The organism is Tuberibacillus calidus DSM 17572 (genome assembly GCF_000430685.1).
GTDB lineage: Bacteria > Bacillota > Bacilli > Bacillales > Sporolactobacillaceae > Tuberibacillus > Tuberibacillus calidus.
On the sequence record NZ_KE387193.1, the window covers coordinates 35,648 to 61,763 of the forward strand.

General features: G+C 45.7%; 25 protein-coding genes. All 25 read right to left on the reverse strand.

What is annotated here, in order from left to right; genetic code table 11:
- Positions 1-149: 149 nt before the first annotated feature.
- The 25 genes from H532_RS0114295 to H532_RS0114415 all read right to left on the reverse strand — a co-directional run bounded on the left by H532_RS0114295 (position 150) and on the right by H532_RS0114415 (position 26,108).
- On the reverse strand, positions 150-1,082 hold the full coding sequence (locus tag H532_RS0114295) for a bifunctional riboflavin kinase/FAD synthetase (RefSeq protein WP_027726012.1): 933 nt from the start codon (positions 1,080-1,082) through the stop codon (positions 150-152).
- A 47-nt stretch (positions 1,083-1,129) separates the two neighbouring features.
- Entirely contained in the window at positions 1,130-2,038 is a 909-nt protein-coding gene (truB, locus tag H532_RS0114300) for a tRNA pseudouridine(55) synthase TruB (RefSeq protein WP_027726013.1), read from the reverse strand.
- Between the two features lie 117 nt (positions 2,039-2,155).
- Positions 2,156-2,506, reverse strand: a complete 351-nt coding sequence (gene rbfA, locus H532_RS0114305) for a 30S ribosome-binding factor RbfA (RefSeq protein WP_027726014.1) — start codon at positions 2,504-2,506, stop codon at positions 2,156-2,158.
- Between the two features lie 18 nt (positions 2,507-2,524).
- Positions 2,525-2,806, reverse strand: a complete 282-nt coding sequence (locus tag H532_RS0114310) for a DUF503 domain-containing protein (protein ID WP_027726015.1) — start codon at positions 2,804-2,806, stop codon at positions 2,525-2,527.
- Positions 2,803-5,187, reverse strand: a complete 2,385-nt coding sequence (gene infB / locus H532_RS0114315; protein WP_027726016.1) for a translation initiation factor IF-2 — start codon at positions 5,185-5,187, stop codon at positions 2,803-2,805. The genes H532_RS0114310 and infB overlap by 4 nt, the downstream gene beginning before the upstream one ends.
- 4 nt (positions 5,188-5,191) lie before the next feature.
- Positions 5,192-5,515 (reverse strand): YlxQ family RNA-binding protein, encoded by a 324-nt coding sequence (locus H532_RS0114320; RefSeq protein ID WP_027726017.1) that lies wholly within the window; start codon positions 5,513-5,515, stop codon positions 5,192-5,194.
- A complete protein-coding gene (gene rnpM, locus H532_RS0114325; RefSeq protein ID WP_027726018.1) occupies positions 5,499-5,783 on the reverse strand; it encodes an RNase P modulator RnpM in 285 nt (94 codons plus the stop codon). Before rnpM ends, H532_RS0114320 begins: the two co-directional genes overlap by 17 nt.
- Positions 5,784-5,804: 21 nt before the next feature.
- Entirely contained in the window at positions 5,805-7,064 is a 1,260-nt protein-coding gene (gene nusA, locus H532_RS19070) for a transcription termination factor NusA (protein WP_081412480.1), read from the reverse strand.
- A gap of 43 nt (positions 7,065-7,107) precedes the next feature.
- Positions 7,108-7,581 carry a ribosome maturation factor RimP gene (rimP, locus tag H532_RS0114335; RefSeq protein ID WP_027726019.1) on the reverse strand — a complete coding sequence of 158 codons (474 nt, stop codon included), beginning with the start codon at positions 7,579-7,581 and terminating at the stop codon, positions 7,108-7,110.
- Positions 7,582-7,730: 149 nt separating this feature from the next.
- Entirely contained in the window at positions 7,731-12,017 is a 4,287-nt protein-coding gene (locus H532_RS0114340; RefSeq protein WP_027726020.1) for a PolC-type DNA polymerase III, read from the reverse strand.
- Positions 12,018-12,105: 88 nt separating this feature from the next.
- Entirely contained in the window at positions 12,106-13,731 is a 1,626-nt protein-coding gene (locus H532_RS0114345; protein WP_027726021.1) for a proline--tRNA ligase, read from the reverse strand.
- An 11-nt stretch (positions 13,732-13,742) separates the two neighbouring features.
- Positions 13,743-14,990, reverse strand: a complete 1,248-nt coding sequence (gene rseP, locus H532_RS0114350) for an RIP metalloprotease RseP (protein WP_027726022.1) — start codon at positions 14,988-14,990, stop codon at positions 13,743-13,745.
- 42 nt (positions 14,991-15,032) lie between these two features.
- Positions 15,033-16,187 carry a 1-deoxy-D-xylulose-5-phosphate reductoisomerase gene (gene dxr, locus H532_RS0114355; RefSeq protein WP_027726023.1) on the reverse strand — a complete coding sequence of 385 codons (1,155 nt, stop codon included), beginning with the start codon at positions 16,185-16,187 and terminating at the stop codon, positions 15,033-15,035.
- Between the two features lie 35 nt (positions 16,188-16,222).
- A complete protein-coding gene (locus tag H532_RS0114360; RefSeq protein WP_027726024.1) occupies positions 16,223-17,017 on the reverse strand; it encodes a phosphatidate cytidylyltransferase in 795 nt (264 codons plus the stop codon).
- A gap of 9 nt (positions 17,018-17,026) precedes the next feature.
- Positions 17,027-17,791, reverse strand: coding sequence for an undecaprenyl pyrophosphate synthase (locus H532_RS0114365; RefSeq protein ID WP_027726025.1), 765 nt, complete (start codon positions 17,789-17,791; stop codon positions 17,027-17,029).
- A 118-nt stretch (positions 17,792-17,909) separates the two neighbouring features.
- On the reverse strand, positions 17,910-18,467 hold the full coding sequence (gene frr / locus H532_RS0114370; RefSeq protein ID WP_027726026.1) for a ribosome recycling factor: 558 nt from the start codon (positions 18,465-18,467) through the stop codon (positions 17,910-17,912).
- A 1-nt stretch (position 18,468) separates the two neighbouring features.
- Positions 18,469-19,194: a UMP kinase gene (pyrH, locus tag H532_RS0114375; RefSeq protein ID WP_027726027.1), complete on the reverse strand. Its 726-nt coding sequence runs from the start codon at positions 19,192-19,194 to the stop codon at positions 18,469-18,471.
- 86 nt (positions 19,195-19,280) lie between these two features.
- On the reverse strand, positions 19,281-20,159 hold the full coding sequence (gene tsf, locus H532_RS0114380; RefSeq protein WP_027726028.1) for a translation elongation factor Ts: 879 nt from the start codon (positions 20,157-20,159) through the stop codon (positions 19,281-19,283).
- A 193-nt stretch (positions 20,160-20,352) separates the two neighbouring features.
- The gene (gene rpsB / locus H532_RS0114385; protein WP_027726029.1) at positions 20,353-21,114 is read right to left on the reverse strand and encodes a 30S ribosomal protein S2; all 762 of its coding nucleotides are present in this window, start codon (positions 21,112-21,114) and stop codon (positions 20,353-20,355) included.
- A 166-nt stretch (positions 21,115-21,280) separates the two neighbouring features.
- Entirely contained in the window at positions 21,281-21,742 is a 462-nt protein-coding gene (locus H532_RS0114390; protein WP_027726030.1) for a DUF6115 domain-containing protein, read from the reverse strand.
- Positions 21,739-22,530, reverse strand: coding sequence for a FliA/WhiG family RNA polymerase sigma factor (locus tag H532_RS0114395; RefSeq protein ID WP_027726031.1), 792 nt, complete (start codon positions 22,528-22,530; stop codon positions 21,739-21,741). Before H532_RS0114395 ends, H532_RS0114390 begins: the two co-directional genes overlap by 4 nt.
- A 33-nt stretch (positions 22,531-22,563) precedes the next feature.
- Positions 22,564-23,046: a chemotaxis protein CheD gene (locus H532_RS0114400; protein WP_027726032.1), complete on the reverse strand. Its 483-nt coding sequence runs from the start codon at positions 23,044-23,046 to the stop codon at positions 22,564-22,566.
- Positions 23,039-23,668 (reverse strand): chemotaxis protein CheC, encoded by a 630-nt coding sequence (locus H532_RS19075; protein ID WP_051263360.1) that lies wholly within the window; start codon positions 23,666-23,668, stop codon positions 23,039-23,041. Before H532_RS19075 ends, H532_RS0114400 begins: the two co-directional genes overlap by 8 nt.
- Positions 23,668-24,126 carry a chemotaxis protein CheW gene (locus H532_RS0114410; RefSeq protein ID WP_027726033.1) on the reverse strand — a complete coding sequence of 153 codons (459 nt, stop codon included), beginning with the start codon at positions 24,124-24,126 and terminating at the stop codon, positions 23,668-23,670. The genes H532_RS19075 and H532_RS0114410 overlap by 1 nt, the downstream gene beginning before the upstream one ends.
- A gap of 17 nt (positions 24,127-24,143) precedes the next feature.
- A complete protein-coding gene (locus H532_RS0114415; RefSeq protein ID WP_027726034.1) occupies positions 24,144-26,108 on the reverse strand; it encodes a chemotaxis protein CheA in 1,965 nt (654 codons plus the stop codon).
- Positions 26,109-26,116: the final 8 nt, after the last annotated feature.

Here is a 26,116-nt window from a genome sequence, read left to right on the forward strand (position 1 = left end):
TTCACCTCCTAATTGAATCCCCGTCAGCCCAGCAAGCGTCGGTGAATCGGCATGCCGCGCTGCGGTTAATACATACAATAGCATACAACTTTTTTCGGCAAAAAACAAGACAATGGATGAAATGATCGATAAAGACTGTCAGATTTCGGCTAAGCCTCTTGAAAATAACGCTTAGCCGCTTCAATATCGCGGTGCATTTGTTGGACGAGATCCTCGCTCCGATCAAATTTCTTATCGTCGCGGAGCCGTTTCAGCCATTCAACTGTCACCATTTCCCCATAAATCGTCCGATGAAAATCAAAAAGGAAGACTTCCACGACTGGTTGTTCGTTGTCATAGTATGTCGGCCGCGTACCAATATACCCGGCACCTTGGTAAACCTCATCATCTAACATCAAGCGGACGGCATAAATGCCTCTTTCTGGGAACACATAGGGATCAAGCGTCTTAATATTCGCTGTTGGAAAGCCGAGCGTATTGCCGCGCTTATCGCCGTGCACGACCATGCCTTTAATGCGGTAAGGGCGGCCAAGAAGCGGTCTTGCGCTTTCTACATCTCCAGATTGGATGAGCTCTCTGATTTTTGTCGTACTAACTTTCTCATTAAAAAGAGTCACTTTTGGAATGACCGTGACCGTGAACATATTCCGGGAATGTTCTTTCATGGTTTCCATATTGCCTTGAGCCATTCGGCCATATGTGTAGTCAAAGCCGGCGACAACATGTTTCACATTTAATCCGATGACATAACGATCAATAAAGTCCTGCGGCGACATCCGGCTCAAGTCATGGTCAAATTTAACAAAATAAACGATATCAACACCAAGCTGCTTCATCAATATGGCTTTTTCTTCTGGCGGGGTTAAGTAGTCATCCCTTTTACTCATATGTTTTAATACGACGGAGGGATGCGGATGAAAGGTCATCACCGCCGCTTTCATACCATGATCTCGAGCGATTTTCAAAGCAGTTTGAATCACTTTCTGATGGCCGATGTGAACACCGTCAAAATAGCCTAAGGCCAAAACCAGTTGGTCGGGACGATTTTTTTTGGGCGGTTGCGTCAAGTGGATGACTTCCATGGCGAAACCCACCTCACTTTCTCTCAGGTCTCGTAAGCGAATTGGTTCTAGTTTACGACGAATACCTTTTCAGGTTTGATCACATCCGGTCTTTCGGGATGTACTTGATAAATGGCAAGGCAAACACCCTTTTTATTATAAACCGCCATGCGTTTGTTTTGAAAGTTTTTCGGTAATGGTAGCACTTTTCCATGCTTGATATCCGCTTCCGTTTTTTCATCGACGATCCAAGATGGAAAAGTCGTTAGCGCCTCCCCAATCGAAACCATCAAGGCACTGACCGTACCACTTGCCACCGCTTCTTCAATCTCTTTGAAAGTTAAGCAGTCGGCAAGCTGAAAAGCACCCGAACGCGTGCGCGTTAAAGATTCCATATGTGCTGGAACCCCTAAGGCTTGACCGATATCGACGGTTAATGTCCGTATGTAAGTACCTTTGCTACACTCCACGACAAAAGGGATGCGTTCCTGAAATTGCTCATCATCGGAAGCGAGCTCCAAGCGATGAATGGTCACTTTTCGTCGCGGTCGCTCTACCGTTATCCCTTCGCGAGCATATTCATAAAGCCTTTTGCCACGCACCTTCACGGCAGAATAAAGCGGGGGGATTTGTTCGATCTCACCGATAAAACGCTGGAACACTTGTTCAATTTCCGAACGATGCCACCCTTTTTGTATCGGGACTTCTTCAACGATGTCGCCCGAGGCATCTTCTGTGGTCGTCGATTGGCCGAGTTTTATGACACCCCGATATGTCTTGCCATCTTCCGATAAATATTCGGCGATTTTCGTGGCTTTCCCGATGCACATCGGTAGCACCCCGTCGACATCCGGATCCAATGTTCCGGTATGGCCGATCTTTTTCGTCTTTAAAATCTTTCTGAGCTTGTTGACACAGTCATGAGAAGTCATGCCTTTAGGTTTATAAAGCGGGATGACACCGGTTAAATCGTCCATCTGATCCCTCCTTCCGGCTCTGCTTTTAGTCTCTTAGACGCAAAGAAGCTCGGCTCTCCGCGGCATCAAAAAAACCTTCATGTTTTTTAATACCCGGAATAGAGCCGAGAGTCTTGATTAATCCTCATTTCGCTTTAAGTCATGAAGAATTTTGTTAATCCGATTGCCATATTCAACGGATTCATCGATTTTAAAATCGAGTTCTGGCGTCTTTCTGAGTCGGATGCGTTTGCCGATTTCGGAGCGAATAAAACCTTTTGCTTGGCTAAGCCCTTCCAACGTTTCGGCGATCTTTTCTTCTCCACCGAGCACCGTAATATAGGCTGTTGCCTGTTGAAGGTCTCCGGTCACATCCACCCCTGTGACCGTGACAAAGCCGATGCGCGGGTCCTTAATGCGATTGCTGATAATATCGCTTAGTTCTTTTTTCATCTGTTCGGCCACCCGGCCGATGCGATAATTGGCCATTTCTTGATCCACCTCGATTCAAAGCCATTCCCAAGTGCTCTTAGCACAGTCCAATTCTTCGTTTTGATCAATCAACGTGAGCACTTGGCGCAGTTCGTTTTCAGCTACGGTCTTAGATGAGGCGACCGTGACAAAAGCGAGCTCGGCGCGTTGCCAAACATCTTGAAAGCCGATTTCGGATGCGGCAACGTTAAACCGATTTTTGGCACGCGCTAAGACGCTTTGTATCACCGAGCGTTTATTTTTTAAAGATTGGGCATTATAAAGGATGCATTCACACCGCAAAAGGCCGATGATCATCGCTTCACTTCTTCCATCACGAACGCTTCCATCACATCACCCTCTTTAATATCATTGAAATTTTCAAGGGTAATGCCGCACTCATAACCCGCAGCAACTTCTTTCACATCATCTTTGAAGCGTTTTAAGGTGTCCACTTTGCCTTCGTAAATGACTATGCCGTCGCGAATGAGACGGATGCCAGCATCGCGGCTGACTTTACCGTCTGTCACGTAACAACCTGCAATGGTACCGATTTTAGAAACTTTAAAGGTCGTGCGCACTTCGATTTGACCGATGACTTTCTCAACATATTCAGGATCAAGCATTCCTTTCATCGCGGCTTCCATTTCATCGATCGCATCATAAATGACGCGGTACAAGCGAATCTCAACCCGCTCTGTTTCTGCGGTCTTTTTGGCATTGGCATCTGGACGCACGTTGAAACCAATTATGATGGCATTGGATGCCGAAGCCAAAATGATATCGGATTCCGTGATCGCTCCGACACCGGTATGAATGATGTTGACGCGCACGCCTTCCACATCGATTTTTTGCAAGGCGCCGCTAACGGCCTCAACCGATCCTTGAACATCGGCCTTCACAATGACGTTAATTTCTTTGATATGACCTTCTTGGATTTTTTGGAAGAGATCATCTAAGCTGACCTTCGATGACTCATGGCGTTCGGCAATGCGCTGTTTTTCGGCACGCGCTTCACCGATTTGTCGAGCCTTTTTCTCATCTTCGAACACCATAAACGGGTCACCAGCATTTGGCACATCATTTAAGCCGGTAATTTCCACTGGTGTCGATGGCGGCGCAGATTTTACCCGGCGCCCAAGGTCGTTGACCATGGCCCGTACACGGCCATACGTATTGCCGACAACAATCGGATCGCCGACATTTAATGTCCCGTTTTGCACGAGCAAGGTCGCCACAGGTCCGCGGCCTTTATCTAATTCGGCTTCAATGACCGATCCTGTCGCTCTGCAATCGACATTTGCTTTATAGTCTTCGACTTCAGCAACAAGCAAGATCATTTCCAGCAGTTCATCGATGCCTTCGCCTTTTAATGCCGAGAGTTTAACAAAAATCGTGTCGCCACCCCATTCTTCCGGTATCAATCCATGCTCTGTCAGTTCTTGCATGACGCGGTCGGGATTGGCATTTTCTTTATCGATTTTGTTCACGGCGACGATGATTGGGACATTGGCCGCCTTGGCGTGGTTGATCGCTTCGACGGTTTGCGGCATGACGCCATCATCTGCTGCAACAACTAAAACAGTAATATCCGTGATTTGTGCTCCACGGGCGCGCATCGTCGTAAACGCGGCATGTCCCGGGGTATCGAGGAAAGTGATTTTTTTCCCTTCATGAGTCACTTGGTAAGCGCCGATATGCTGTGTAATGCCGCCAGCCTCACCTTCAGTGACGCGTGTATGGCGAATGGAATCAAGCAAGGTCGTTTTGCCGTGGTCGACGTGCCCCATAATCGTGACGACCGGTGGCCGCGGAACAGCTGTCGCTTCATCGATTTCCATGCCATATTCTTCAAAGGCGGATTCATCGAACTGTTCTTCTTCTTCGGCTTTCACACCGTAATCGTCACAGATCAATTCAATGGTATCTTTATCTAAAACTTGGTTTTTTGTCGCCATAATGCCGAGAACCATTAGTTTTTTGATGATTTCGGTCGCTTGACGACCCAGTTTCTCAGCCAATTCACTGACGGTCAATGAATCGACAAACGTAATTTTTTCCGGTAATTTGATTTCAAGGTCTTGCCGCGGCGTTTTTGCACGGTCATTGCGGCCGCGCTTCCCTTTATGTTTTTTGTTCGTATTTTGGAATTTTTCTTCCTCTTTAATCGAACGACGCTCTTTTTTCACTTTTTCCGTCCGTCTCCGGTCGTCATGGCGTGAAGCTTTATCCCCTACCGCTTGAGACCGGCTTTGTACTGCTTGCGCTTTAGGACTTCCGCTTGGCCGTGAGGCGTTCGGCTTCCGACCATCCGAGTGGTGATTTTTCGCTACTGGCTGATGCTGGCCGCTCCCATTTTGTCGATCATTGCTTGCGGCGGCATGATTAGGCCGCGGACGGCGGTTATTGTTCCGAGAATCTGATCCAGAGCCGTGATGATTGGTATGGCGAGCGGTTGCCCGGCCTCGCCCATTGGACGATCGGTTGTTTTTTGCTTCGCTTGAAGAGGTTGACTGAGCATGCGTGTTTTTCTCCGCTTGCTGCGGCTTGAACTTTTGCTCCAATGCCTGGATTTCCTCCTCACCAATCACCGCCATATGGCTAGAGACAGGTTTTCCCATCTCTCGAAGCAGTTCCATGATCCTTTTACTCGATGTATTATTCTCTTTGGCAAATTCATAAACGCGTTTTTTATTCATACGTTCACCCCCGATGATTTGATTCGATCAATGATTGCAATTTGTCACCGAAACCTCTGTCCGTTATTGCAATGACGACTCTTTCCGCTTTACCAATCGCCTGACCAAGTGTTTTTCTGTCGGAGCAGACGATGTACGGAACGCCGTAATATTGGCATTTATCGGTGACGGTTTTCATCGTACGATTCGAAGCGTCATCCGAAAGTAAAACCAACTTCGCCTGACCTCTCCGAATCGCTTGAATGACGGTTTCCTCTCCTGTAACCACTTTTCGCGCGCGATAGGCTAAACCCAATAAAGCTGTCCAGCTTTTATTGTTGTTCACCATTGGTTTCTTCTCCAATTAACGATAACATTTCTATAAAAATGCGCTCATCGACATCGACGTTTAGATGTTTTGCCAACAAGTTTTTTTTACGGGCTTTTTCAATGCACGCTTTATCTTTTGATAGATAAGCCCCCCGGCCGTTTTTCTTCCCAGTTGGGTCAAGTGACACCTCACCCTCAGGCGAACGGACGATTCGAAAAAGCTCCCTTTTGTCTTGGGTGTTTCCGCAAGCAATACATTTGCGTATCGGTACTTTCCTTTGTTTCATGAGACCAACCACCCCCCACCGTTATTGGACATCTTTATCGACATCGGCGGCTAAGCGTTCGGTTTCGTCCATATCCTCCTCAAAAGCATCAGCATCGCCTCCGGTGTCAGACCATTCTTCATGATCGACTTCATCTCGGTTCACTTCGTCTTGGCCGGCTTCAACATCATTTTCATCATGAAAGTCTTCGTCGTAATCCGTTTCATCTCTTGATGGCACATTGGCTATTTGGTCAAACAATCCGAGTTCTTCCGCTTCGGACTCACTTTTTATGTCGATTTTCCAACCGGTCAGTTTTGCGGCTAACCGAGCGTTTTGCCCGCGTTTTCCTATGGCAAGCGACAATTGATAATCGGGAACGATCACTGTTGTCGCTTTTTCTTCTTCGTTAACGATGACGCCAAGAACTTTAGCCGGGCTTAAGGCATTGGCGACATATTCAACGGGATCTTTCGACCAATTGACGATGTCGATTTTCTCGCCTTTCAGCTCTGTGACGATGGCCTGTACGCGAGCACCGCGTGGGCCGACACAGGATCCAACGGGGTCGACTTCCGGATCTTCCGCGTAAACCGCAACTTTGGAACGGTCCCCCGCTTCTCGGGCAATGGACTTAATCTCCACTGTCCCATCAAAAATTTCCGGCACCTCTAACTCGAAGAGCCGTTTTAAAAGGCCAGGATGGGTCCGCGAGACTAAAACCGTCGGTCCTTTCGAAGTATTTTCAACCTTCGTGATGTATACTTTAATGCGATCATGCGGTCGATACGTTTCATTCGGCATTTGTTCGGATGCTGGAAGGAGCGCCTCAATTTTCCCTAAATCCACATAAATAAAGCGCGAATCTTGCCGTTGCACAATGCCCGTCATAATATCTTCTTCACGATCAATATATTCTGAGTAAATCACACCGCGTTCAGCTTCCCGCACGCGCTGGGTCACAACTTGTTTCGCCGCTTGGGCTGCAATTCGCCCAAAATTGCGGGGAGTCACTTCCTCTTCAACGATGTCACCGACCTCATAATGCGGATTGATGGCTTTCGCTTCTTCTAAAGAGATCTGTAAACGCGGGTCTTCGACTTCCTCGGTAACTTCTTTTTGCGCGAAGACTTTAAAGGTTCCTGTTGTCTCATTGATATCAACACGGACGTTTTGAGCCTGATTAAAATTACGTTTGTACGCTGAAATTAATGCGGCTTCTAAAGCCTCAATTAAAACCTCTTTTTTGATCCCTTTTTCTTTTTCAAGGGCTAAGAGCGCTTCAATCAAGTCACTGCTCATTTCATGATCCTCCCCTTATAAAGGCATCTTTTTCATTTGCGATTTAATAAAAAATGATGGCCAAACGGGCACTGGCAATTAATTTTACAGGAATATCATACGTCTTCGTTTTTGTTTTTTCCTGCACCGTGACGGTGACTTGATCGTCATCGGCAGCTTGTAAGACGCCTTCAAAAACGCTTTGACCGTTGACCGCTTCATAGGTAGTGATTCGGACATTTTTGCCGACGGCTTTTTTATAATCCTCTGGACCTTTCAACGGGCGTTCCGCACCGGGGGATGAGACTTCTAAAAAGTAGGCATCTTGGATGGGATCTTCCTCATCCAATATCTGCCCGACTTTTTCACTGACCATCGTGCACATATCTAAATCGACCCCTTGCGGCGAATCAATGAAAATTTTTAAAACCCAGTTCTTTCCTTCTTTCACATATTTAAGGTCGACTAACTCAATATGAAGGTCGTTAAGCGTCGGCTCAATCAGTTGTTTCACCGTTTCGGCAATTTTCCCTGCCAACTAGAACCGCCCTCCTTCAAAACGAATTTTTGCGGAAAATGAAAGAGTGGGAAATTCCCACTCTTTGGCACGAGCTATTCTCAGTATTTCCAATAATACTATAACATAGCCATTTATTATAGGCAAATAGAAATATCCGAAAAATGGTTTTAAAACAATGATAATTGGTTAGCTTCAGGAAGGCCTTTAAGGCAACCGTGTTGGTCCAACAAATCGACAACGGTCTTTGAAAGCTTCGCGCGTTTTTGCAGATCTTCTTTCGATAAAAATTCGCCTTCTTCTCGTGCCTTAACGATATTGATGGCCGCATTTGTGCCAACACCGGGCAAAGCGTTAAACGGGGCAAGGAGAGCGTTTCCGTCCACGATAAAGTTCCGGGCATCGGAACGGTATAAATCGATTGGCTTAAACGAAAAGCCGCGTTCACACATTTCCAAAGCGATTTCTAAAACCGTATGAAGGCTTTTTTCTTTCGGTGAAGCATCGAGCCCTTTGGCTTCAATTTCCTCAATTTTCGCCCGTATCGCTTTAGAGCCGCGACGCATGACATCAATGTCGACATCATCGGCGCGCACAGAAAAATATGTCGCATAAAAGAGAATCGGATAATGCACTTTAAAATAGGCAATCCGCACGGCCATCAACACATAAGCTGTTGCGTGTGCTTTTGGGAACATGTATTTAATCTTTAAACAGGAATCAATATACCAATCTGGCACATTATGTTTCTTCATTTCTTCAATCCACTCATCCGTCAGACCTTTGCCTTTCCGCACGGATTCCATGATTTTAAATGCGAGTGACGGTTCCAACCCTTTGTGCATCAAATAGACCATGATGTCATCCCGACAGCCGATAACATCTTTCAGCTCACAAATGCCATTGTTAATCAATTCCTGAGCATTACCTAACCAGACATCTGTACCGTGGGAGAGGCCAGAAATCTGGACTAACTCCGCAAAGGTCGTCGGTTTAGTGCTTTCAAGCATTTGCCGGACGAAGCGCGTGCCATATTCGGGTATGCCAAGCGTGCCAGTCTTACAGCGAATCTGTTCCTCGGTGACGCCGAGGCTTTCCGTTGAACTGAATAATTTCAGAACATCGGGATCATCCGTCGGAATCGTTTTTGGATCGATGCCGCTTAAGTCTTGTAACATACGGATAACCGTCGGATCATCGTGGCCGAGAATATCGAGTTTCAAAATATTATCATGGATCGAATGGAAATCAAAATGCGTCGTTTTCCATTCCGACGTTTTATCATCAGCGGGATATTGAATCGGCGTAAAATCGTAAATATCCATATAATCTGGTACAACGATGATGCCGCCAGGATGTTGACCTGTCGTTCGTTTGACACCGGTACAGCCTTTTGCCAACCGGTCGATTTCCGCACTTCGGAAATGGAGATGATAGTCGCTGGCATAGCCTTTCACATATCCGTAAGCGGTTTTGTCGGCAATAGTTCCGATCGTTCCGGCGCGATACACATAATCTTCACCGAAAAGCACTTTCGTGTAATTATGGGCGATCGGCTGATATTCCCCAGAGAAGTTCAAATCGATATCAGGTACCTTGTCCCCTTTGAAGCCAAGGAATGTTTCAAATGGAATATCGTGACCATCTTTTATATATTTAGCATCACATGCGGGGCAATTTTTTTCCGGCAAGTCAAACCCGCAGGCGACACTCCCATCCGTAAAAAACTCCGAATGCTTACACGACGGGCAAACATAGTGTGGGGGAAGCGGATTGACTTCGGTAATTTCCATCATCGTCGCCACGAAGCTCGAACCTACAGAACCTCGCGAACCGACCAAATACCCATCGGACAACGATTTTTTCACCAATTTATGAGCAATTAAATAAATGACCGCAAAACCGTGTCCGATGATGCTATTCAATTCTTTTTCCAAACGTTTTTCAACAATCTCCGGCAATGGGTCTCCATAACGACGTTTTGCTTCTTCATAACTCATATTCCGAACATCGTCATCAGCGCCTTCAATCTTAGGCGTATAGAGCTCATCTTTGACCGGTTTGACATCCTCAATAAGGTCAGCGATCTTTCTTGTATTTTCTACGACAACCTCCATCGCTGTCTCCTCACCGAGGAAGCGGAAAGCATCCAGCATCTCCTCTGTCGTTCGGAAATGAACCGGTGGTAAAGTTTGCCGGTTTAACGGGTTTCCGGATTGTGAGGCGATCAAAATTTTTCGGTAAATGTGGTCATGCGGGTCGAGATAATGCACATTGCCCGTCGCCACAACAGGTTTGCCCATTTTCTTCCCGAGTTTTACAATATTAGAAATAATCTCGCGCAAACCCAATTCATCATTGACTAACTCTTTTTCTATGAGATGCGGATAAATTTCTGGTGGTTGAATTTCCAAAAAGTCGTAAAACTCCGCAAGTTTTTCCGCTTCTTCAGCAGATTTTTGCATCATCGCCTCGAATACTTCCCCTTTATCGCAGCCCGAACCGATCAATAAACCTTCGCGATACTTATTAAGTACAGAGCGGGGAATGCGGGGAACGCGGTAAAAATAATCCACATGGGCAAACGAGATCAGTTTATACAAATTCTTAAGACCCGCCTGCGTTTTAGTCAGGATCGTGCAATGCGTTGGCCGAGCCCGTTCATAGCCCCCTTGGTTGTTTTGCGCATTCAATTCGTCATGGCGGTTGATGCCTTTTTCAAGCGCATCCGTAATCATTTTCCACAACAAATAACCTGTCGCTTCCGCATCATAAATCGCCCGGTGATGTTGGGTCAACTCAATCTGGAACGCCTTACAAAGCGTGTTCAAACGGTGGTTTTTCATGTGCGGATATAAAAACCGCCCTAATTCCAACGTATCGATCACGGGGTTCTTGGCTTTACCCATTCCCATGTTCTCAAAGCCAGCATTTAAAAAGCCCATATCAAAGGAAGCGTTATGGGCAACGAGTATGGCATCACCCATGAAATCATAAAAATCCCTTAAGACATCCTCGATTTCCGGGGCATCCTTCACCATGTCATCGGTGATGTGGGTTAACTCAATCGTCGTCTGCGACAATGGCTCATGAGGATTGGCAAAAGCTTCAAAACGATCAATGATTTTACCATCTTTTACTTTAACGGCAGCAAGTTCAATAATTTTATTATAAATGGCGGATAATCCTGTGGTTTCCACGTCAAAAACGACGTAAGTCGCTGTTTTTAAATCAATCGGTTGTTCGTTATAGGCGATCGGAACCCCGTCATCAACAAGATTAGCCTCAACCCCATAGATAACTTTTATCCCATGTTTTTTTCCGGCTGCATACGCCTCTGGAAAGGCTTGGGCAACGGCATGATCGGTGATGGCAATGGCCGGATGTCCAAATGCTTTGGCTCGCGCAACCAAGTCACTGGCGGAGACGACGGCATCCATTTGGCTCATCATCGTATGGGCATGCAGTTCCACCCGTTTTTTGCCTTCCGGTGCGTGATCTTCTCTTTTCGGAACTGAAACTTCTTGGATGTCTCTCGCCATGAGCACTAAATCACGCATGAATGTGTCGGTTTGCACACCGCCGCGCACCTTCACCCAAATGCCTTTTTTCAAACCGCTTAGTTTATTTAATTCTTCTTTGTCTTTAACGAAAATTTTCGCGGCAATTGAATCGGTATAGTCGGTGATTTTAAACGTAATCAATGTTCGGCCGCTTTTTAGTTCGCGGGCTTCGGTATCAAAAACATAGCCTTGCACCGTTACGCGCCGCTCTTCTTCTTGAATCTGTCGGATTTCCATTGGCTCGTCATCAATTGCATAGCCAAAAGCCAATGGACCTTGGGCCGGTTCGGGTTTTTCCCGGTCTTTCTTTTGATGCTCTATCACAGCGACTCTTGCCAAGTTTTCCGTCTCTTCATCGCGTTTTTTGAGAAAATCCTCAAGCTCTTCCAAAGAAGCATTCACCCGTATTTCAATGGGTGGAATCGCAAGACCAAATGCGCTGAACTTCTCCGTTAACAGAGCGGGCAATTTTCTTCTGAGAGCGGCCTCTTCTGCTTCATTATTGGCGGAAAACACGAGTTTTCCATTTTCATAGGCCGGCGGTTTGCTGAACACCGCTTTAAAAGCTGGCAGCTTGTCCATCAATTCACCTGAAACGTGCGGCCAATAACTAATAAATAATGTTTGATCAAAATCGGTGTGGCGAAATGTCATTTTCATGCCAACATCGGCCAAATGCTGAAACGCCTCTTTTAATTGATGATCCAACCAATGATAGACGTGGGCGGGAAGTGCTTTGTCTAAGGTGAAATGAAACTCCCAATGTTTCTTTTCTCGAGAAACGACTAATTTCTCAATGCAGCCATCCTTAAAATGTTTCTCAATCAGTTCTTCCGGGGTATGAAGTTGTTGAAGCAAAATAAGAAAGCGCTCCGACTTGGATTTCCCTTCCATGTTTCTCCCCCCTTATATTTATTAAGAAAAATGAGGTTGGATAAAATGGTGTGTGCCATTTCCCTCCAACCTTTTTACACTCATCACCTTATTTGTTCAAAAACTCCCGAATAGCTTCTTCTACTTCGCTGACCGCGCATTCCCTTTGCTCGCCGGTGCGCCGGTCTTTCAGTTCAATGAGGCCTTCTTGCGCTTTTTTGCCAACGGTTATGCGTATCGGGCAACCAATTAAATCGGCTTCGGCAAACTTCACGCCGGCACGCTCGTCACGGTCATCGAGCAAGACGTCATAATCACGGCTAAGGTGTTCATACAATTGTTCAGAAAGCAATTTTTGTGCTTCGTTTTTCGCATTGACGGGAACAATATGTACCGTAAAAGGTGCTACGGATTTCGGCCAAACGAGTCCGAATTCATCATGATGTTGTTCGGCAATGGCAGAAAGCGTTCGTGAAATGCCAATCCCATAACAGCCCATGATGATGGGTTGGCTTTTTCCGTTTTCATCTAAAAAGTTAGCCCCCATGGCATCGGCGTATTTTGTGCCAATTTTAAAGATTTGTCCCACTTCAATACCGCGGGCAAAACGGATGGTGCCGACTCCATCCGGTGACGGATCACCTTCTTTAATCATGCATAAATCAGCGATGCGAGCATGAGGCAAATCCCTTTCCACATTGACGTTATAGTGCAAAACCTCTCCGTTTTTATTATCAAGCCGGCCGTTAACTACATTTTTTAAGGCCTGATCCGCAAGCAAAACAACGCTGTCTTTCATTTCAAATGGATCGCCGTCATGCGCCCATTCTTCTATCATAGCCGCATCCAACACATTTTTCACTTTGACTTCGTTGATTTCATTGCCTGCCCGATACAAAACGCAGACGTTCGTGTCATCGGCTCGGTACCAACCTATTTTAATACTGTTTTCCTCTCCGGCCTTAACGTCACCGGTATCGAGCGGAAGAAGCGCTTCATCCGATTTCTCTTCTTTAAATAGAACGGCAGCCATTTCGATATTCGCGGCATAGTCTGACGAATCGGAATAGGCGATCGTATCTTCGCCAACTTCAGCAAGCGCCATAAATTCATGGGTATCCTTACCGCCGATCGCACCGGAATCGGCAATGACGGGACGAAAATCCAACCCGCAGCGGCTGAAGATGTTCTTATAGGCTTCATACATGATTTGGTAACGTTCATCAAGCGATTCCGGGTTGCTATGGAACGAATACGCATCTTTCATAATAAACTCGCGGCCGCGCAACAGTCCAAAGCGTGGGCGGCGTTCATCGCGATATTTTGTTTGGATTTGATAAAGTGTCATCGGTAATTTCTTATAAGAATTCAGCTCATCACGCACGAGGCTTGTGATGAGTTCCTCATGTGTCGCGCCAAGCGCAAAATCCCGGCCGTGACGGTCTTTTAAACGCATAAGCTCTGGGCCGTAAACATGCCAACGCCCTGTTTCATGCCAGAGTTCCGCCGGTTGCATCGCCGGCATTAAAAGCTCGACACACCCTGCTTTTTCCATCTCATCCCGGACTATGGCCTCAATTTTGCGAATCACGCGATATCCAAGAGGCAAGTAGGAATAAATCCCCGCTGCCGTTTGTCTAATAAAGCCCGCGCGGACGAGATAGCGGTGACTCGCGCATTCGGCATCAGCTGGATTTTCTTTTAAAGTCGGCACTAACATTTGACTCTGCCGCATAGACATCCCCTCTACATCAGAAATTTTTGAATATCATTCCACGTGACTAAAATCATAACGAGCATTAAAAACGCAAAACCAATAAAGTGGACGAGCGTTTCCCGCTTCGGGTCAACGGGTTTTCCTCTCAGTCCTTCCAAGAAAAGGAACATCAGTCGGCCGCCATCAAGAGCAGGTAGCGGCAATAAGTTAACAATGCCGAGGTTGATGCTTAAAATGGCGGTCCAGCGCATCACCCAATAAATACCGCCCTTAACGACTTCACCCGTCATGCTGTAGATGCCGACAGGGCCTGATAGCTGATCTAAACCGATTTTTCCGGTAATTAACTGTTTAAAAGCCATGAGTTCTAGCTTAATGGTTTGATATGTTTCAGTAAAACCGTGCTGAATGGAACCGATCACTGACTTATCTGTCGGACCGTAGACGCCGATGATGCCTTCACCACTTTCGGTTTTAGCCGTCGTTAATGTTTTTTCAAAAATTTTACCATTTCTTTCAATCGTAAATGTCAACTTGGTGTTCGGGTTTTCTTGAATGATTTTCGTCAGTTCCGTGAATGACGAAATCGCTTGCCCGTTGATTTTTAATACTTTATCCCCTTTTTGCAAGTGGACTTGGTCTGCGGGTTTTCCTTTCATGATCTCTCCGAGAATTGGTTGATTGCTCGGATAGCCGGCCACGGCGAAATAAATGACAAAAATAACAAGTGCCAAAACGAAATTCATGAACGGCCCGGCAAAGATGGTTAAAATCCGGTCAATAAGTGGCTTTGATGCGAATTGACGGTCAAGCGGGGCGATTTGGTAGGATTGGCCATCCATGACATATTCCGCTTGTCGATCAATGGAAAGTGTCATGAGACTGCCTTCATCCTCTTCATAGCCTTGAATCACTAAATCTTTTTCCAAATCGGCATGCTCCGCTGTGATCACTTTTGCATCCGGGTACCGATCCAAACGGTTAACAATAATTTTTGAGACGGAATGATCGGGGTTAAAAAAGAGACCGATGCGGTGACCGGGTTTGATACACACAATCTCGGGATCCTCACCGGCCATGCGGACATAACCGCCAATCGGCAATAGCCTTAACGTATAGACGGTTTCCCCTTTTTTTACAGAAAACAGCTTGGGTCCGAAACCGATCGCGTATTCCCGGCATAAGATCCCGGCGCGTTTTGCGAGCATCAAATGGCCTAACTCGTGAATGGAGATGAGTAACCCCAGGATAATGACGACCGCAATAAATGTTTCCATAGACTTCAACCACCTCTCAAACCGCCTTATGTTCAAATGAACTTATTGGCGCGCAATTAATTGGCGGACAAACGCCCGCGTTTGTTGATCGACGTTTTGAATCGTATCTAAATCAGGGTCTGCTATTGCCTCATGTGCTTCTAGTGCCTGATAAACCAATGATTCTATTGATAAAAAGGGAATCTCCTTATTTAAAAAGGCAAAAACAGCCGCTTCATTGGCAGCATTCAGAACCGTTAATGCCGTCCCTCCAACTTCTGCTGCTTGATACGCCCATTTGAGCAAGCGATAACGATCCATATCGACTTTGGCAAAGTGAAGCACACCTGTTTCCCATAAGTTTAACCTTTTTGCCCCCGGACTTTCAACCCTGTCCGGGTAACTTAGGGCATATTGGATCGGCACGCGCATATCAGGTTCCCCAAGTTGTGCGATCACGCTTGTATCATCATATTCCACAAGCGAATGGACAATGCTTTCTTTATGAATCAATACTTCAATTTGCTCATACGGCATATCGAACAGCCAATGGGCTTCAATGACTTCCAAGCCTTTATTCATCATGGTTGCCGAATCGATTGTCAATTTAGCGCCCATCGACCAATTCGGGTGCTTCAAGGCTTCTTCGACCGTGACGTCTTTTAACTGATCGCGGGTGAGATCACGAAAACTGCCGCCCGAAGCGGTGAGTATCAATCGTTTCACTTGCGACCGTTTTTCATTTTTCAGCGCTTGGAAGATGGCGGAATGTTCACTATCAACAGGAAGAATCGTCACACCTTTGTCAACGGCCTTCTTCATAACAAGATGTCCCGCTGTCACCAACGTTTCTTTATTAGCAATCGCTAATGTTTTCCCTGCCTCAATGGCCGCTAATGTCGGCGGCAAACCGACGGCACCTAAAAGCGCATTTAACACGATGTCTGCATCTGGATAAGCGGCGACTTCTAATAAACCCTCAGGTCCTGTGACAATTCTCACCGGAGTGGATAATCGCAAGCTTAGACGCTTCTTAATGTCTTGATTTTTTACACTGACAAGCTCAGGCTTAAGCCGTTCAACAAGTTCCGCGCCTTTTTCCACATTTTCACCAAATGAAAGGGCTCGCACCCTAAAAAGATCGGGGTGTTTGAGGACAACATCGGCGGTTTGCGTGCCAATTGACCCAGTAGCCCCCAACAGACTGATATTTTTCATAATGACGAATCCTTTCTATAACCTTCGCGCGGTTCTTAAAAATTAAAGACATTTAGCAAATGAAGGATGGGCAAAATAAAGATTAAACTGTCGAAGCGATCCAGGAGCCCACCGTGACCAGGTAAAATTTTCCCAGAATCTTTGACGCCAAAGTGTCTTTTCAACCCAGATTCGGCAAGGTCGCCTAATTGCCCGAAAACCGAAACTATTAAAGCTGATGCCACCAATTTAACCGGTGAATGGAGGATAGCGAGATCAGCCACCGCTTGGAAAAGACATGCCGCAAGGACCGCAAGGGTAACGCCTCCCAAAAAGCCTTCGACAGTTTTATTGGGACTAATCACCGGGGCGAGTTTGTGCTTTCCAAATTTCCGTCCGACAAAATACGCCCCTGAATCCGTCGTCCATATTAAAATGAGGATAAAAAGGATGATGCCCAATCCGCTTTCTCTTGCAGCCGAGAAATAATGAAAGGATAAACCGATATAAAAAGCAGAAAAAGAAACAAAGGCACAATGAGCAAAATGAAACTGGTTATGCGTGAAAATGGACAATAGTAAAAGCAAAATCGTCAATGCCAACCAGAGATCGGTGAAGGATAAGCCGAAAAGATAAGGGGAAAGCACATCATAAAGCACCAAGATGGCTACGGTGATGGCGCCGAGCACTTCTGCCACTAGCACCTTTTCATGCTTTGCCATCGCCATTAATTCATGAAAAGTAATGACGCTGATCAGTGCAATGAAAAGCGTAAACCAAATGCCGCCCGCAAATAATAAGGCCAGAAAAAAAGCGCCTGCAATGACACCTGTCACGATTCTTTGTTTCATAACGTCCTCCTAGCTTTCAACAACGCCGCCAAAACGTCGCGTCCGGCCGCAGTATTGTTGTATCGCTTCATGCAAATGGCTTTCATTAAAATCCGGCCAATAAACATCTGTAAACCAAAATTCCGTATAGGCGAGTTGCCAAAGCATAAAATTGCTGAGGCGAAGTTCCCCGCTTGTACGAATCAATAAATCCGGATCCGGCAAATGACAGCTTAAGAGGTGGTTTTCTATAATATCTTCCGTAATTTCATCTGGTACGAGACTGCCGTTTTTCACTTTTTCGGCGATCCCTTTCACCGCATCGGTGATTTCCTTTCGGCTGCCATAATTAAGTGCAAAATTTAAGATCATGCCGTCATTGTTTGCGGTTTTTTCTTTAGCCGTATTCACAGCCTTTTGCGTGGCTTCGGGCAAGCGGCTTTCATCGCCCATCACCATCACGCGCACGTTTTTTTCTATGAGTTCAGGCAAATAGCTTTTCAAAAATTGTTCTGGAAGCCGCATCAGATAGTCTACTTCATCTTTCGGCCGCTTCCAATTTTCCGTGGAAAATGCATAAAGAGTTAAAATCTTGACGCCTAGTCTGTCCGCCTCACGGACAATTTTCTTAACTGTATTCATGCCTTCCCGATGTCCGGCGACACGTGGCAGACCGCGTTTTTTTGCCCAGCGCCCATTACCATCCATGATAATAGCAATGTGACGCGGAACTTGTACAAAGGTCAGGCCACCCTTCTCGGATCGTTTTTTTCTCTGAAACCATTTATCGAACATCAGGATTTCCTCCAAAAAGAAGATACGTTGCCAAGTGAAGCTAACAAATTATTATTATAAAAAACAAGGCACCCGCGGAATCGGACAACCATTCCCAGCGGAAGCCCACCATATTCGATTAAACCTCCATAATTTCTTTTTCTTTATTATCAGCCACTTTATCAATGGATTGAATATGTTCGTCGGTTAGCTTTTGAACCTCATCGGTTAATCGTCTGAGTTCGTCTTCTGTAATTTCCCCTGCTTTTTCTGCCTTTTTCAAATTATCATTGGCATCGCGACGGACGTTGCGAACGGCAACTTTTGCTTCTTCTGCGGCCTTTTTAACTTGTTTGACAAGGTCTTTTCGACGCTCTTCCGTCAGCGGCGGAATAGCAATGCGGATGACGTTGCCATCATTTGCGGGGGTTAATCCAAGATCCGCTTTCAGGATGGCCCGTTCGATTTCGCCCATTGCAGTTTTATCATATGGTTGAATGACGAGCATGCGCGCTTCGGGAGCCGTAATGTTGGCTAATTGATTGAGCGGTGTCGGCACACCGTAATATTCCACTTGTACGCGATCCAAAATGGACGGATTCGCTCGGCCAGCACGGATTGTGGTCAATTCATTGCGCAATGCTTCAATGGCCTTTGACATGCGGTTTTTTGCGTCTTGAATGATTTCATGAGCCATATTATTTCCCCCTTACTATCGTACCGATGTTCTCACCAAGTACGGCTTTTTTAATATTTCCTGGTTCTGTGATTGAAAAGACAAGAAGCGGGATCTGATTATCCATGCAAAGGGAAGATGCTGTCGAGTCCATGACGCCAAGTCCTTCGTTTAAAATATCGAGGTAGGACAACTCCGTATATTTCTTGGCATCCTTAACGACTCTCGGGTCGGCGTTATACACACCGTCAACGTTGTTTTTCGCCATAAGTATGACTTCGGCTTCGATTTCTGCCGCTCTGAGTGCAGCGGTCGTATCTGTTGAGAAATAAGGGTTCCCCGTACCAGCTGCAAAAATGACAACCCGCTTTTTCTCGAGATGTCGGATGGCTCTTCTTCTTATGTATGGTTCGGCCACTTGGCGCATTTCGATTGATGATTGCACGCGTGTTTCCACGTCCAGCTTCTCTAACCCATCTTGCAATGCTAAGGCATTCATGACGGTTGCGAGCATCCCCATGTAATCGGCGGTTGCCCGATCCATGCCCATCTCACTGCCGGTTTTTCCGCGCCAAATGTTACCAGCGCCGACGACGACGGCGACTTCTACTCCTAATTCTACTATTTCTTTGATTTGGTGTGCAATGGATTCAATGATTTTTGGATCAATGCCGTACCCCACGTCTCCTGCTAATGCTTCACCGCTTAATTTCAAAACCACTCTGTTGTATTTTGCTGATTGCCTCATGCCGACACCTCCAAAACCCATTATGCTTTCCATTTGAAAACAGGGAACACATCGGTGTTCCCTTATAAGCCTTCTCACATTTGATTTTACTTTTTCAGCTGTGCTTGAACTTCTTCTGCGAAGTTTTCTTGGCGTTTTTCCATGCCTTCGCCAACTTCGTAACGGACAAAGGCTTTCACAGTTGCGCCTTTATCAGCAAGATATTTTTTCACTTTAAGATCTGGGTCTTTAACATAAGCCTGATCGACTAAGCAAATTTCTTCAAAGAATTTGTTCAAACGACCTTGCACCATTTTTTCCACGATGTTTTCCGGTTTGCCTTCATTTAAGGCTTGTTGTTTCAAAACTTCTTTTTCCCGGTCGATTTCATCTTGTGGAACATTTTCGCGATCAATATAACGCGGGTTCATCGCTGCCACATGCATGGCAATGTCTTTCGCTGCTTCTTCGTTTTGCCCGGTGACTTGCGTTAAAACAGCGATGCGGCCGCCCATGTGTACGTAGGAACCGAATGTTTCGTCATCAGCTTTTTCCAATACGGTAAAACGGCGTAAGGAAAGCTTTTCACCGATTTTGGCAATCGCTTCATTGATGCGCTCACCTAAAGTCGTGCCATTGTCAAGTTTGACTTCAAGGGCCGCTTCGACGTTTTCAGGTTTATTTTTCAAAAGTACCCCGGCAATTTCATCGACTAATTGGATGAACAAATCATTTTTTGCGACAAAGTCGGTTTCTGAGTTGACTTCCACGATGACCGCGGTATTGCCATCAATTTTAACAGCGCTTAAACCCTCTGCCGCGATGCGGTCAGCTTTCTTCGCGGCTTTGGCGATTCCACGCTCTCTTAAGACATCAATGGCTTTTTCAATATCACCGTTCGTTTCTGTTAAAGCTTTTTTGCAATCCATCATGCCAGCTCCTGTTTTTTCGCGGAGCTCTTTAACCATTTGCGCAGTAATAGCCACTGGATTTCCTCCTTATGTAAATGTTTTTTGCTATTTTCATCAGCTTACTTTTAGGATAAGCCGAAGGTGGCTTCTTTCATCCATCGGATGAGAAAAAAGCATTTTAGCAGTTATCGTTTCATAAAATATTTTAAGACATCTTAAAAGGGTGACAAGGGTTTTTCGCCCTTAATCACCCTTCGACCGTTCCGTATTATTCAGCTGTAATTTCTTCCGGTTCGGTTTCCTTAACTTCTTCGGCTTCCTCAACAGGTGCCTCTTCGGAAACCGTTTCACCTTGATTGGCTTCGACAACGGCATCGGCAATTTTGGCTGTCAATAATTTAACCGCGCGAATAGCGTCATCGTTACCCGGAATAACAACGTCGACTTCATCCGGGTCACAGTTCGTATCAACGATCGCAATGACCGGAATTTTCAATTTGCGGGCCTCCGCAATCGCAATGCGTTCTTTGCGCGGGTCAACGACAAAAAGCGCGTCGGGAAGACGTTCCATGTCTTTAATCCCGCCAAGGAATTTCTCAAGACGTTCGAGTTCTTTATTTAAACCGACGACTTCTTTTTTGGGCAAAACATCAAACGTGCCGTCTTCACGCATTCTTTCAATTTCTTTCAAACGATTAATGCGTTGACGGATGGTTTGGAAGTTCGTCAGCGTACCGCCTAACCAGCGTTGGTTGACATAGTACATACCGCAACGTTCAGCTTCCGATTTAACGGAATCTTGTGCTTGTTTCTTCGTTCCGACGAAAAGCACGGTTCCGCCGTCAGCGACCAAATCTCTTACGAAATGATACGCTTCTTCCACTTTCTTAACGGTTTTTTGCAAATCAATAATGTAGATGCCGTTTCTTTCAGTAAAGATGTACGGCTTCATTTTCGGATTCCAGCGGCGGGTTTGGTGACCAAAATGCACGCCGGATTCCAACAGTTGCTTCATTGAAATAACTGCCATGACGTGGTTTCCTCCTAGTACATTGGTTTTTCCTCCGCTTAAGTCATATTCCCACAGAGACCGCTAAGCGGCACCATTTGTGAAAATCGTTAAGCGTGTGTATTCACACCATCCGTTAATATACCATAATAACGTCCAAAAGGCAATCGGGAAAATCACCAAGTTTTCATTTGCGGTTACTTTTATTGTATAAGTTGATGATGAGTTCAACCTCGCCATTGCCAAGGCCGAGGTGTTTCGCAATTTCTGGCATGGACCAACCTTTTTGATATAGATGGATGATTTCACTTGTTTGCGATTGCTCGACTTGGTCTTCAATCCCCTCCACTGAAGGCGGTGGGATTTCATGGTCCAAAGGCTGTGCTTTCTTCTCTATAGCGGGTTTTTCTCCATCTTTCGGCTCAGAATCCGAGATATTGTGATGATCAAGAGGGGTTAGTTGCGCAATAAGGCGTTGATTTTCGGCTCGAACAGCCTCCAGATGGGATTCTAAAATTTCCGCTAATTCACGGTTTTCAATTCCACCGGTTTGATTCTTTATTTGATGGATGCGTTGCGCTAAAATCATAATTATGTAAAAAGTAACAAGGTGCAGCAATAAGCTGAACACCAATAAAACATTTGTCACAGCCTTCCCTCCGATACGGCATCCTTTTCTAACCGCGCTTTTAATTTCCCTAATGCCTTGGAATGGATTTGGGATACCCGAGATGTTGATAACCCCAGTATGCGGCCGATTTCCGATAAGGTCAATTCTTCATGATAAAACAAACTGATCACCAATTGTTCTTTTTCTGTTAGTTTTGCAATCTCTTGTGCCAATTGATCGATCGTCTCAACTTTTAAAAGGAAATCCATTGGATTGACCGACTTCTTATCTTCAATGAAAGAACCGACCGATTCCGGGCCGTTTTCTGCATCAATGGCTTCGTCAAGAGATAAAACCGTTCCTGAATAACCGTTCGATAAAATTTTTTCGACTTCATCAATGGACATCCCCAAGGCGAAGGCGACTTCTTCGGTTGTCACTTCCCGTCCCCATTTTTGTTCTAAATCTTCAATCGCTTTTTCAATTTTTTTGGTTTTGGCCCTTAATGACCTGGGGAGCGGGTCATCACGGCGCAAGCCATCGATGATGGCACCTTTTACGCGTATGGAGGCGTAAGTGTCAAATTTTAGATGGCGGCTGACATCAAATTTTAATAAAGCATCATAAAGGCCCGCATAGGCATAGCTCATCAATTCGTCAGTCGTCACGGTTTTTGGAACGCTTCCGCGAATGCGCTTCACCTGAAAGCGAATAATCGATTCATATCGTTTAATGAGATGATTTGCGGCATCGGGATCTCTGTGATTTAACCATAAATCCCAATAATCATTTTCATTTTTTTCATTGGTTTGAGGTATGACGGTCATGATCCCATCCCTCGCTTTTTTAATTTACCGGCGTTAAATCACTTTTTCACCACTTCGTGCCGTTTTAATCAAGAGCTCCGCCGTTTCAGTAAAAAATTCGATCGTCCGTCCTGCATGGCCCCCTGTATCTTCGGCCACAATCGGGATTTTGTAACGGTTAAGCAAATCTCTAATGGTCGTAATATTTCTTTTTCCAATGGAGGGAAAATGGTTTCGGGCATTTGGAAACATTTCAGCCCCTCCAGCCATTTTGGCTTCGAGTTCCAAAAGTGATGCCCCGTGCTGCATGAGCATATCTACTAATCCGGGTATAGCGGTATCGGCGAATTTGGCCGGATGAAAAGAGGATTTGGCTAAATGATGATCCGGAAGCATCACATGCGCCATGGCCGCAAGACCGATTCGCCTGCAGTATAGAACAATGCCGACGCAAGAACCTAGCCCAAGAGACCGCAATCGGTCGGGTGAGTGCGCGAGCCGCCAATCGCTGATCCCAACGATCATCACTTCAGCCATCTTGCACCCCTAAAAGGGCTAGCAATTTCGCCAAATCCTCAGCGAGCGGTAAAAACGTAAATGTGGAACGAATCGGGCCGGATTCTGCGAGATTCGTTAATTCGCAATCAATGACTAACACTTCTTCTCCATATAGGGATAAATCCAATAGTCCTTCCCCCAGAATAGCCCCGGCCATATCAACAAGAACCGTCGGCGGAGATGTTTGAATGTTAAGATGCGTAAAGTCGGACAGGCTGGCTAGATACGATCCAGCTAAGATATTCCCCACTTCACCAAATGCGGATGTTTCGAGGGAAGGAAAGCCTAGCGCTTCCATGTTCACATCCCTCGAAGCGAGCATTGCTTTTAACAGCTGACGGGTTTCTTCTAATGGAAATGACAAGTAAAAATGCCCATTTAAATCGCCGCTCATATGGATGTAAGCACAGGCGACGGTCATTTCCGCTTCATGGTCGCTAAGCCAATCCGAAAATCGGCTAACTTTGACCGAAGGCACCTTCATTTCGACCACCTGGCCAATTAACTGAGACAGTGCTGAGGCCGCATGGCCTGCACCGATGTTGGCGATCTCTTTCAAAAGATCCAATTCACCTTCATTCAGTAAAAAAAGGGAATCCATTACGCACCCTCGATTTGTTTAATTTTTTCAATATGGTCGTCTCGAAGAACGCGTTCAAGATTTAATAAAATCAAGATGCCAGTTTCTAATTTAGCAATCCCATTGATGTATTCTGCGTGGACACCACCGACAAGATGCGGAGCCTGTTCGATTTTTTCCATATCAATCGTTGCCACATCTTCAGCGCCATCGACAATGAAAGCCACTTTCATCTCGTCCAATTGCACAAGACAAAGTCGGGTTTCTTCATTGATAATCGACGTGCCAATCTGAAACCGTTCCAGAAGATCAATGACTGGATAGATGACCCCTCGTATATTGATAATGCCTTTAATAAAATTTTCCGTATTAGGAATGCGGGTGAGGGTCGTCATTTTTTCAATCGAAAGGACTTGTTCCACATCGACTCCGTATTTTTCCCCGCCAAGCGTAAAAATGATCACTTTTTTCTCTGCCACGTTACCGTACCTCCCTTTTAATGAATAAATGCTTGTGCATCAATGATCAGTGCCACACGGCCATCGCCTAAAATGGTGGCGCCGCTAAATCCTTCGACATCACCGAGATAACGCCCGAGAGGTTTGATGACGATTTCCGACTGGCCGATGAGGCGATCGACGGCTAAGGCGGCATGTTTTGAACCATGGCGAATGATAACGGTCGGAATAAATTTCCCGGACGGACGTTCTCCCGGTACTGCAAAAGCATCCGCTAGTCTTATAAAAGGGATGACGCTGTCGCGGAAAGCTAACACTTCCTTTTCATGGACATTCATGATGTCATCCTCTTTAACCATTGCGGTTTCGAGAATATTTGCAAGCGGAATGGCGTAATGTTCATCCCCCATTTGAACGAATAGCGCCGTAATGATAGATAGCGTTAAAGGCAAGCGAATCGTAAAGGTCGTCCCTTTGTTTTCCTCCGATTCAACGAACACCTCACCGCTGAGCGATTCGATTTTACTTTTCACAACATCAAGCCCGACACCGCGCCCGGAAATGTCTGAGATGACATCGGCTGTACTAAAACCGGTGCGAAAGAGCAGTTGATAGACCTCTTGGTCGCTTAAATGCTCGCGGTCAGATTCATTAATGAGACCATTTTTAATGGCCTTATTAAGTACCTTTTCACGATTAATCCCCGCGCCGTCGTCTTTGATTTCAATGTAGACATGATTGCCAGAGTGATAGGCTTTGAGGTCAATGGTTCCTTCTTCCGGTTTTCCTAGTTTCTTTCTCTTTTCTGGCGTTTCGATGCCGTGGTCCATCGAGTTGCGCAAGAGGTGGACGAGCGGATCACCGATTTCATCGATGACGGTGCGATCGAGTTCTGTTTCTTTTCCTTCCATATTTAAGCGGATTCTCTTATTTAATTCCTTGCTGACGTTGCGGACCATCGTCGGGAAGCGGTTAAACACTTGCTCAATGGGCACCATGCGTAAATTCAGGATGACATCTTGCAAAGCTTGTGTGGTCCGAGCGATGTCTTCGGTAATATCTGTCAGTTCAGCGTCTTTGAACTGTTTAGCCAAGCCTTCTAAACGGCCTTTTTCAATAACAAGCTCTTCGAACAGATTCATCAAGGTATCAATACGCTTCAAGTTGACGCGAATGGATTGACCGCTTGAATGGGCGTTAGCTTTTCGTATTGGTGCTTTTCCTGATTTTTCATCCTCGGGTTTGCTGTCCTTTTTAACTGTCACCGGTTCGATGTCCACACGGTCGATTTCGGATACCTTTAGAATCTTCTCCTTAATGTCATCGAGCGGTTCTTTTGTAATTAGAGTGAAAACAAATTGGGTATCAAATGCCCCTTCTTCCAGTTTTTCAATGGAAGGTTCGGATTTTATAATGTCACCGCTTTGTTCGGCGATTTGGTAGACCATATAAGCCCTTGCCGCTTTTAAAAGGCAGCTTTCACTTAAGGTGACGGCGATTTTAAAGACGCTGTATCCTTGTGACAAAGACTCGCCGATGACATTCATTTCGTATGTATTATAGTCACTCATATCGTTTTGCTCTTCTGGATTTGGCCCCGATTGCGCCTCAGAACGTTGAACAGATGACTCGGACACTTTTAACAAAAGTTCAATGAGATCTTCCGCGGGTTTTGTGTCACCAGCACCATTGGCGATCGCTTCTGTCATCGATTCCAAACGTTCGACGGAAGCAAAGAGCGCATCCATGATCGCTTCATTAACCGCCCGTTCCCCATGTCGGATCGCATCCAACACGTTTTCAAGCTTATGGGTAAGATCGGCCATGCTCTCATACCCCATTGTGGCGCTCATCCCTTTTAAAGTATGGGCGGAACGGAAAATTTCATTGACAATGGCAGTATCCCCTGGGTTATTCTCCAATTCGAGGAGCTTGGCATTCATGTTTTGTAAGTGCTCGCGGCTTTCATCAAGAAAAAGATCCAAATATTGATTCGTATCCATTCCTTTTT

Coding starts and splice junctions, on each gene's coding strand:
- H532_RS0114320 (WP_027726017.1), bottom strand. CDS start 5,515: ATGGTGAACAACAATAAAAGCTGGACAGCTTTATTGGGTTTAGCCTAT.
- H532_RS0114395 (WP_027726031.1), bottom strand. CDS start 22,530: ATGACCGTCATACCTCAAACCAATGAAAAAAATGAAAATGATTATTGG.
- H532_RS19075 (WP_051263360.1), bottom strand. CDS start 23,668: ATGGATTCCCTTTTTTTACTGAATGAAGGTGAATTGGATCTTTTGAAA.
- H532_RS0114365 (WP_027726025.1), bottom strand. CDS start 17,791: ATGTTCGATAAATGGTTTCAGAGAAAAAAACGATCCGAGAAGGGTGGC.
- frr (WP_027726026.1), bottom strand. CDS start 18,467: ATGGCTCATGAAATCATTCAAGACGCAAAAAACCGCATGTCAAAGGCC.
- H532_RS0114400 (WP_027726032.1), bottom strand. CDS start 23,046: ATGGCTGAAGTGATGATCGTTGGGATCAGCGATTGGCGGCTCGCGCAC.
- infB (WP_027726016.1), bottom strand. CDS start 5,187: ATGAATAAAAAACGCGTTTATGAATTTGCCAAAGAGAATAATACATCG.
- rbfA (WP_027726014.1), bottom strand. CDS start 2,506: ATGGCCAATTATCGCATCGGCCGGGTGGCCGAACAGATGAAAAAAGAA.
- rnpM (WP_027726018.1), bottom strand. CDS start 5,783: ATGAAACAAAGGAAAGTACCGATACGCAAATGTATTGCTTGCGGAAAC.
- H532_RS0114340 (WP_027726020.1), bottom strand. CDS start 12,017: ATGGAAGGGAAATCCAAGTCGGAGCGCTTTCTTATTTTGCTTCAACAA.
- H532_RS0114310 (WP_027726015.1), bottom strand. CDS start 2,806: ATGATCATCGGCCTTTTGCGGTGTGAATGCATCCTTTATAATGCCCAA.
- nusA (WP_081412480.1), bottom strand. CDS start 7,064: ATGAGCAGTGACTTGATTGAAGCGCTCTTAGCCCTTGAAAAAGAAAAA.
- truB (WP_027726013.1), bottom strand. CDS start 2,038: ATGGACGATTTAACCGGTGTCATCCCGCTTTATAAACCTAAAGGCATG.
- rseP (WP_027726022.1), bottom strand. CDS start 14,990: ATGGAAACATTTATTGCGGTCGTCATTATCCTGGGGTTACTCATCTCC.
- H532_RS0114295 (WP_027726012.1), bottom strand. CDS start 1,082: ATGGAAGTCATCCACTTGACGCAACCGCCCAAAAAAAATCGTCCCGAC.
- dxr (WP_027726023.1), bottom strand. CDS start 16,187: ATGAAAAATATCAGTCTGTTGGGGGCTACTGGGTCAATTGGCACGCAA.
- rpsB (WP_027726029.1), bottom strand. CDS start 21,114: ATGGCAGTTATTTCAATGAAGCAACTGTTGGAATCCGGCGTGCATTTT.
- H532_RS0114360 (WP_027726024.1), bottom strand. CDS start 17,017: ATGAAACAAAGAATCGTGACAGGTGTCATTGCAGGCGCTTTTTTTCTG.
- H532_RS0114415 (WP_027726034.1), bottom strand. CDS start 26,108: ATGGATACGAATCAATATTTGGATCTTTTTCTTGATGAAAGCCGCGAG.
- pyrH (WP_027726027.1), bottom strand. CDS start 19,194: ATGAGGCAATCAGCAAAATACAACAGAGTGGTTTTGAAATTAAGCGGT.
- H532_RS0114345 (WP_027726021.1), bottom strand. CDS start 13,731: ATGCGGCAGAGTCAAATGTTAGTGCCGACTTTAAAAGAAAATCCAGCT.